This window comes from Micromonospora sp. NPDC049799 (assembly GCF_040656655.1).
Classification (GTDB): domain Bacteria; phylum Actinomycetota; class Actinomycetes; order Mycobacteriales; family Micromonosporaceae; genus Micromonospora.
The window spans coordinates 1-7,786 of record NZ_JBFAMU010000236.1; the positions used below are offsets into that span (position 1 = coordinate 1).

8 protein-coding genes and 1 pseudogene are annotated in these 7,786 nt (G+C 72.9%); 4 read left to right on the top strand and 5 right to left on the bottom strand.

Translation table 11 applies throughout. From position 1 onward, the window contains the following. Positions 1-80: 80 nt before the first annotated feature. The 3 genes and pseudogenes from AB0I76_RS18075 to AB0I76_RS18085 form a co-directional block, all read left to right on the top strand. Positions 81-536, top strand: a pseudogene (locus AB0I76_RS18075) (hypothetical protein); the annotation flags it as partial. Continuing rightward, positions 509-1,222, top strand: a complete 714-nt coding sequence (locus AB0I76_RS18080; protein ID WP_357036410.1) for a response regulator transcription factor — start codon at positions 509-511, stop codon at positions 1,220-1,222. The pseudogene AB0I76_RS18075 and the gene AB0I76_RS18080, both read left to right, overlap by 28 nt. A 135-nt stretch (positions 1,223-1,357) precedes the next feature. Beyond that, the gene (locus AB0I76_RS18085; RefSeq protein WP_357036413.1) at positions 1,358-2,083 is read left to right on the top strand and encodes a hypothetical protein; all 726 of its coding nucleotides are present in this window, start codon (positions 1,358-1,360) and stop codon (positions 2,081-2,083) included. On the opposite strand, the gene AB0I76_RS18090 is transcribed toward AB0I76_RS18085, so the two are convergent. The 5 genes from AB0I76_RS18090 to AB0I76_RS18110 all read right to left on the bottom strand — a co-directional run bounded on the left by AB0I76_RS18090 (position 1,965) and on the right by AB0I76_RS18110 (position 6,932). Continuing rightward, the gene (locus tag AB0I76_RS18090; protein ID WP_357036416.1) at positions 1,965-2,945 is read right to left on the bottom strand and encodes a DJ-1/PfpI family protein; all 981 of its coding nucleotides are present in this window, start codon (positions 2,943-2,945) and stop codon (positions 1,965-1,967) included. The genes AB0I76_RS18085 and AB0I76_RS18090 overlap by 119 nt on opposite strands. A 5-nt stretch (positions 2,946-2,950) precedes the next feature. Beyond that, a complete protein-coding gene (locus tag AB0I76_RS18095) occupies positions 2,951-3,553 on the bottom strand; it encodes an isochorismatase family protein (RefSeq protein ID WP_357036419.1) in 603 nt (200 codons plus the stop codon). Between the two features lie 81 nt (positions 3,554-3,634). Then, positions 3,635-4,393: a lysophospholipid acyltransferase family protein gene (locus AB0I76_RS18100; RefSeq protein WP_357036422.1), complete on the bottom strand. Its 759-nt coding sequence runs from the start codon at positions 4,391-4,393 to the stop codon at positions 3,635-3,637. Positions 4,394-4,497: 104 nt separating this feature from the next. Beyond that, positions 4,498-6,558: a glycogen debranching N-terminal domain-containing protein gene (locus AB0I76_RS18105; protein ID WP_357036425.1), complete on the bottom strand. Its 2,061-nt coding sequence runs from the start codon at positions 6,556-6,558 to the stop codon at positions 4,498-4,500. Next, positions 6,558-6,932, bottom strand: coding sequence for an SCP2 sterol-binding domain-containing protein (locus AB0I76_RS18110; RefSeq protein ID WP_357036428.1), 375 nt, complete (start codon positions 6,930-6,932; stop codon positions 6,558-6,560). Before AB0I76_RS18110 ends, AB0I76_RS18105 begins: the two co-directional genes overlap by 1 nt. Positions 6,933-7,116: 184 nt before the next feature. Here AB0I76_RS18110 and AB0I76_RS18115 point away from each other — a divergent pair. Beyond that, positions 7,117-7,786: crosslink repair DNA glycosylase YcaQ family protein (locus tag AB0I76_RS18115; protein WP_357036431.1), on the top strand; the 670-nt coding region annotated here is incomplete at its 3' end.

The window sequence follows — 7,786 nt, forward strand, 5'->3', positions numbered from 1 at the left end:
CTCCAACGACAGCTACTGGCTGGCCAACCCGGCCCATCCGCTGGAGGGCTACCCGCGCATCATCGAGCGGCACCGCCGAGGAGGTGCTGGCGGAACTGGCCGACGGACGGGCCGACCCGACCGACCCGGCGGTCCGGCGGCGCTGCGTGCTGGCCGCCGCCCGGCTGCGCCGCCTGATCGCCGAGTCCGACGACGTACCGGACCCGCTGCTGCACGAGCTGCGGGCGGCCGCCGACCTGGCCGAGCGCAAGGGCGTCCCGATCGACCTGGTGACGATCGGCACGCCTCCGCCCCTGCCGGTGGAGGTACGCCGCGCGCTGGCCGAACCGCTCACCGCGACGCTGGCCGACGCCCGGGACCGGGCCCGGCTGACCGTCGTCGCCGACGCGGACGAGGTGGTGGTCAGCCTCGTGGTCCCGGACTCCGACGACGACCCGACCGCCGGGCCGCCGGGCACCGACGGGGACCCACGGGTGGAGCACCTCCAGGAGCGGGACGGGGAGATCCGATGGACGCAGACGCGGTGGCGGCGGTGACCGGGGGACGGTCGATCGGCGTGGCGATCGTGGACGACCACCCGGTGGTCGTCGAGGGCGTCCGCGCCTGGCTGGCCACCGAGCCGCAGCTGACCGTGCTGGCCACCGGCGACGACCCGGACGAGGTGCTGCGGGCCGCTCCGCACGCCGACGTGGTCCTGCTCGACCTGCGCCTGCACGGGCTGATGGTGCTGGACAAGCTCGCCGAGCTGAGCGCCGCGGGGCGCCGGGTGGTGGTCTACTCCGAACACACCGACCCGGCGACGATGCTCGCCGCGCTGGACGCCGGCGCGGTGGCCTTCCTCGCCAAGCACGAGGGACGCGAGCACTGCGTGGCGACCGTGCTGGCCGCCGCCAGCGACCGCCCGTACGTGCCGCCGGCCCTGGCCGGTGCCATCGTCGGTGATCCCCGGCCGGACCGGCCCACCCTGTCCGACAAGGAGCGGGAGGCGCTGCTGCTGTGGTTCCAGTCCATGTCGAAGGCGTCGGTGGCCCGACGGATGCGGATCAGCGAGCACACCGTCAAGCAGTACGTCGACCGGGCGCGGATCAAGTACACCCGGGCGGGTCGACCGGCTGCCACGAAGGCGGCGCTGCTCGCCCGGGCGATCGAGGACGGCCTAGTCCGGCCGGAGGAGATCGGCACCTACCGGTCGCAGGCGTGGTACGACCGGCCGACCCCCTAACGGGCGTCATGACAGCCAGGCCGGGGTGGGCGAGGCTCGACGGGTAAGGGGCTGAGGGGAGCCCGGGGCTGAGTCCCGGCGCGGGACGTGGTTCCGCCGGCCTCCGCAGAGGTGTCCACACCGGAGGTCGTGACGATGCACGATGACGCGTCCCCCTTCTTCATCGCACCGCACCGCTTCGACGCGCCGGACGACGACGTCGGCCCCATCCTCGACCGGCGCCACGAGCTGGCCCTGGCGTCGGGCGAGCGGACGATCGGTCGGTACCGGCTGTACGCGGAGGGTCACCTGCTCGACCCCACCGAGGGGTGGCGTTGCTGGAGCCTGCCCGAGCCGGTGGTGGTGAGCGTCACCGACCGGCGGATCGCGTACGCCGGCACCGGCTCGCAGCTGTCCGTGGTCGGCGCGGCCTCCGATCCCCGGCACCGCCGCGCCGTCCGGCTTCCCGGGCTGGTCAGCGGCCAGGTCCGCTGGCAGTGGCCGTCCCGGTTGGAGCTGTCGACGCCCACACCCGACGGCACCGCGCGGCTGCTGGTCGTCTGCGACGCGCTGCGTACCATCCGGCAGCCGGCGCTCGCCCTGACCGGCCCGGCGGACGCGGTCACCGAGCTGGCCCGCCAGGTACGCCGGGCGGTGGCCACCTTCCGGCTCACCCACCCTGAGCTGGTGGACCTCTCCCCGCCGGAGCGGGACGTGCTGGCGCTTCGTGCCCGGCCGGCGCTCCCCGAGGGTGCCGGCCGGGTCACCCTGCCGGGGTCGCTACCGGTGGAGTTCCGCTCGCGGGACGACTACTACCGGCGGGACCGGATCGAGCGGGCGTGGCCCGGGCCCGAAGCCGGCGCAGCATCCGGGCATCGGTGAACCCGACGGTGCGGGCGGCGGACTCGACCGTCGTCCCGTGCCCGATCAGGTGCTCGGCCCTCTCCACCCGCAACAGCTGCTGGTAGCCGAGCGGCGTCAGGCCGGTGGCCTGGCGGAACAGGCGCGTCAGCGTCCGCTCGGCCACTCCGCCGGCAGCGGCCAGCTCGGCCAGCGGCAGCGGCTCGGCGTACCGGCCGTCGATGAGGTCCTGCACCCGGTGCACCACGTCGGACAGGTGCGAGCGGTGCCGCATCATCGCGCTGGTCTGCTGCTCGTGGCCGTTGCGGCGGGCGTACACCACCAAAGTGCGGGCGATCCGCGCGGCCGTCCCCGGGCCGTGCCGGGTCGCCACCAGGTGCAGCGCCACGTCGATGCCACTGGCGATGCCCGCCGAGGTGACCACCCGGTCGTCGACCACGTACAGCACGTCCCGGACCACCCGCGCCGCCGGGTGCCGGCGGGCCAGGTCGTCCTGCACGTCGTGGTGCGTCGTGCAGCGCCGGCCGTCGAGCAGTCCGGCCCCGCCGAGGGCGTACGCCCCGGCGCACACGCTCGCGACGGTTCCGCCGGCCGCGTGGTGGGCGGCCAGCCGCCGCAGGTCCTCGGGGCCGACCGGCCCCTGCGGCCCGTGCGCCCGAGGTCGCCATCCGGGTACGACGAGGAGGTCGTCGGGGCTCAGCTCGGGCCACCGGAGGTCGGCCACCACCGGCACGCCCTGCACGGTCGGCACCACCGCACGGTCGGCGACGTAGTGCAGCCGGTAGTCGTACCCGAGGTCGGCGGCGGTGGAGAAGACCTGGGCCGGGCCGGCGAGGTCCAGCAGGTGCAACTGCGGGACCAGCAGGAAGACGACCCGGGCCACGGTCGTCAGACTCCGGCCGGTACCGCGCCGGTCACCTCGGCGACCGTGCGGACGCTGGCGAAGCGGCCGGCGAGGGCGTACTCGGTGCGGGCGATCATGTCCTCCGCCGACAGGGTGCGGGGGTCGGCGAGCATCTCGGCCAGCGTGGCGGTCTCCGGCAGGCTCCGGTGCGGCGTCGGGAAGCTCACCGTCGCGTCGGTCACGAACGTCATCTCGTAGCCGAGGTCGCAGCCGACCCGGGTGGTGGTCTCGACGCACTGCTCGGTCCGGATGCCGCAGACCGTCACCTCGCGGATGCCGGCCAGGGTGAGCACCTGCTGGAGGTTGGTGGTGGTGAAGGCGTTGTGCGACGTCTTCACCAGCGTCGGTTCCCCGTCGGCCGGGGCGAGTCCGTCGATGAGGCGCACGTGCCCACCAGCCGGGTCGAAGACGCCTCCGGTGCCCGGCTCGGCGTGCAGGACCCAGACGACCAGGTCACCACGCCCTCGGGCGTACGCCACCAGCCGGTTCACCTGCCCGACGATGTCCGGATGCGAGGCGTGGGCCCAGATCGGGCGCTGCCGGAAGGACTCCTGGACGTCGATCACGACGAGTGCTGCTCTGCTCATGACCGAAATCCTGGCCGGACGGCGACCGCCGGACCAGGCATCATCGTGTCGGGATGCGGAACGATCCGGTCACCGGTCGGGTCAGGCCCAGGGGTCCTTGGCGGCGGCACGGCGGCGGACCTCCAACTCGGCGGCCTCCTCCAGCGTGGGCGCGGTGCCGCCGAGGTGGCACGGCTGCCACCAGGCGTCGTCCGGGCCGGTCGGCGAGTCCGGGTACTCCCGCTGGGCCCGGTCGACCAGGGCGGTCAGCCGGGTCTTCAGGTCCGCGGTCATCACGTTCGGGTCCTCGTACGCCGTCGGGTCCATCGGCTCACCGATGATGATGGTGATCGGCACGTGCCGGCGGGTGAGGGTACGGGGGCGGCCCTTCGTCCACAGCCGCTGCCCACCCCAGAGCGCCACCGGCAGCACCGGCACACCGGCCTGGCTCGCCATCCGGGTAGCGCCGCTCTTCAACTCCTTGACCTGGAACGACCGGCTGATCGTCGCCTCCGGGAAGACACCGACCACCTCGCCGCTCCGCAGCGCACTGACCGCGGAGGCGAACGACCCCGCGCCGGCCCGCCGGTCCACCGGGATGTGTCGCATGCCCCGCATCAGCGGGCCGGACACCTTGTGCGTGAACACCGACTGCTTCGCCATGAAGCGCACCAGCCGCTTCGACTCCTGCGCGCCCAGCCCGCAGAAGATGAAGTCCAGGTAGCTGACGTGGTTGCTGGCCATGACGGCCCCGCCGGTACGCGGGACGTGGTGGGCGCCCTCCACGGTGATCTTCAGGTCGAGGACCCGGAACATCGTCTTGGCGGCGGCGACAACGGGCGGGTACACGAGTTCCGGCATCCGCCAACTTTACAACGCGTAAGTTACGCCACCGTAGGGCGAGCCCTGCCTCGGCGTCACCGACCGCCGGCCGCCGCACACGGGGCGGCCGGCGGTCGTCGGGCTCAGTCGGCGTGGTGCAGGTTGAGCCGGCCGCGGGCGAACGCGTCCACCCGGCCCCACCGGCCCGGGATGTCCAGGACCTCGATGCGTCCCATGCCGACGGGCAGGCAGGGTGCCACCGCGAGGTGTCCCTCGTGCGGCTCCAGGCCGAGCATCGTCCGCAGCAGCAGCAGCGGGGTGCCGGTGGACCAGGCCTGCGGACTGCACGCCGTCGGGTACTCCACCGGGAACTTGGTCAGCTCCCGCTGGTAGCCGCCGAACGCCTCCGGCAGCCGCCCGTTGAAGAACGTGGCGGCGTCCAGGATGCCGTTGGCGATGGTGGCCGCCTCCTCACCGAAGCCGTACCGGCGCAGGCCCCAGGCGATGAACGAGTTCTCGAACGGCCAGATCGTGCCGTTGTGGTAGCCGACCGGGTTGTAGCGCACCTCCCCCTCGGCCAGCGTCCGCACGCCCCAACCGGAGAAGAGCCGCGGCCCCACCAGGTGCTGCGCGATCTTCTCGGCGCGATCGTGGTCGACGATGCCGCTCCAGAGCAGGTGCCCGACGTTGGAGCTGAGCACGTCGCACTGCCGGCCGTCCGGGTCCAGCGCGAGGGCGTAGTACCCACCGTCGTCGACCCACCAGTCCCGGTTGAACCGCTCCTTGAGCTCCGCCGCCTCCCGCTCCAACTGGTCGGCCAGGGCCGGGTCGCCCCAGCACTCCCGAGCCAGCCGGGCCGCACGGACCTTCGCGTCGTACGCGTACCCCTGCACCTCGCAGGTGGCCCGGGGAAACGGCGGCAGCGTGCCGTCCCGGTACGAGATGGAGTCCCAGGAGTCCTTCCAGCACTGGTTCTCCAGGCCGGTGTCGCTGTTGCGCCGCTCGTACCAGATGTAGCCGGTGCCGCCCACCAGGTCGGCGTAGTCGTCGATCCACTTGAGGGCTCGGCGGCACTCCGGCTCCAGCTCCTTGGCCAGGGCGATGTCCCCGGTCCACTGCTCGTACTCGTCGAGCAGCACCAGGAACAGCGGCGTGGCGTCCACCGACCCGTAGTACGGCGAGTGCGGCTGCTCCTCGAAGGCGGCCGACTCGCCGTAGCGCATCTCGTGCAGGATCCGGCCCGGGTCCTCGTCCCGGAAGTCGTCGAACCGGGTGCCCTGCAACGCGGCCAGGATCCGCAGCGTCGTCTTCGACAACTCCGGGGTGAACGGCAGCGTCTGGAGGCAGGTGAAGATGCTGTCCCGACCGAACATGGTCATGAACCAGGGCAGTCCGGCCGCCGGCAGGGTCGCGCCGCCGAGCGAGAGCGGCGAGAAACGCAGCGCCGCCAGGTCGACGAGGCTGCGGCGGTAGGTCCTGGCCAACTCCTCGTGCTCGGTGTTGACCTTGGGCGCTGCGGCGAGCCACTCCTCCAGGTCCTGCTGGAGGGCGAGTCGTTCGGTGCCGTGCGCGCGCAACCCCATCCGCAGGTCCCGGCCGCCCGGGCCCAGGGCGAAGGTCTGCACGTCGATCTGGGCGTCCCACCGTTCGTTCGGCTCGAGGTGGACGGTGTACGCGAAACCGCGCTTGTCGTACCGGGCCGGCTCCTGGGAGGAGATGACGGTCTCCCGCTTGAAGTTGCCCCGGCGGTAGCCCAGACGAAGCCGGTCCGGCTCGACCTCGGTGTAGCTCTCGCCCTTCTTGTTGAGGATCTCGTCCTTGACCTCGAACAGGTCGGCGAAGTCCGCGGCCGCCTCCATCCGGATCTCCAGGTCGACGGGCTTCTCGTCGTGGTTCAGGATGGTCAGCTGCTCGCGGAAGCTTCCCCCCACCGCCCGTTCCCGGATGATCGACACCTTGGCGTCGACGTAGTGGGTCGCCATCCCCGGTACCAGGAAGAAGCGCGCCTCGTAGTACTGCAGGTCGTCGTACGAGAGCGGAGTGAGGCGCTCCCCGTTGACCGTGAGCACCCAGGTCGAGAGGAAGCGCGTGTCGAGCGAGAAGAGCCCGCTCGGTTCGATCGGCGTCGCCTCGATGTCCCCGGTCTCCTCGGAGACCACGAACGTGCTGCCGTCCAGGATCCGGACGTTGCTCTTCCCGGCCATCAGCCGACCTCCCTGTCGCCGAATCGCCGGCGGGGGCCTCGGGCCTCCGGGTGACCGGGGAACAGCCGCTCCACCTGTATCAGCAACTGCGCGTCGCCGGAGATCGTCATGTCGCCGCGCAGGATGGCCGCAAGTCCGTGCTCCCGGCCGGCGGCGAGGTCCTCGAACAGGGCGGGGCTGGTCACGACCACCGTGTCCGCCTCCCGGTCCTCCTGGCTCACCTGGAGCCGCCCACGGTCGACCTTCAGCAGCCAGTGCACTGTCCGCGCCCTTTCGTGCAGGTCGAAGCGCAGCGTCCCCGCGGACTTCGCCAGCAGAGGCTCGAAGCCCCGCCGGTCCAGGTCCTCGAAGAACCGCATGGTCGCGTCCACCATCGGGTCCCCTCCTCCCGTCGGTCCCGTCCCACCCACCGGTCGTCGTCACACCGCGTGTCGACGTCCGAGCACGGGTCCCCGTCCGGCGCCGGGTCAACCTCGCCCGGATCGGGTGAGTCGCGCCCGCGGAGGTGTCGGTGCGGGGCGGTAGCGTCCGTGAGGGACGTCGACGGTGGGGGTGACGATGGCCGGGAACGCGCCGGAGCTGGGCCGCACGCGCGTGCTCGCCTACCGGGCTGCCGTGCAGGAGTTGCACCGACCGCCCGTGCGCCGGCCCGGTGACCTTTCGGTGCTGGCACTGGGCGTGCAGGACACGCCGTACGGCTCGGCCCGGCTGGCGCTCGCCGCCCGGGGGATCACCGCCGACGACGACCGGCTGGAGCTGGTCTGGTCCATGCGCGGCGCCCCGCACCTGCACCGTCGCGCCGGGCTGCCGGCACTCGCCGCCGCCCTGTGGCCGTTCGATGACGCCGACGCCGCGCGTCGCATCAGCGGCCAGATCGGCACCGGGGCCGCACTGGGGCTGGCCGCGTTCGAGGCGGCGGCGCGGGCGTTCGCGCAGGTGGTCACGGGGCCCATGGCCAAGGGCGAGGTGAGCCGCGCGGTCAGCGACCGGGTGCCCGCCGCGCTGACCTACGACTGCGGCCCGTGTCAGGCACGGCACATCTCCGGGTCGCTTTTCCAGCAGGCTGGGCTCGCCGGCGGCGTACGCCTGGAGGTGTCCGGCCGCACCACGACGCTCGCGCCGCTGGCCGGCTGGTCGGGGCCGCCCGAAGCGGCGACGGGCACGACGGATGGGGCGAACCGTTCCCGATCGTGTACGACGAGACCGGGGCCGCCATCGCGCTGCCGGA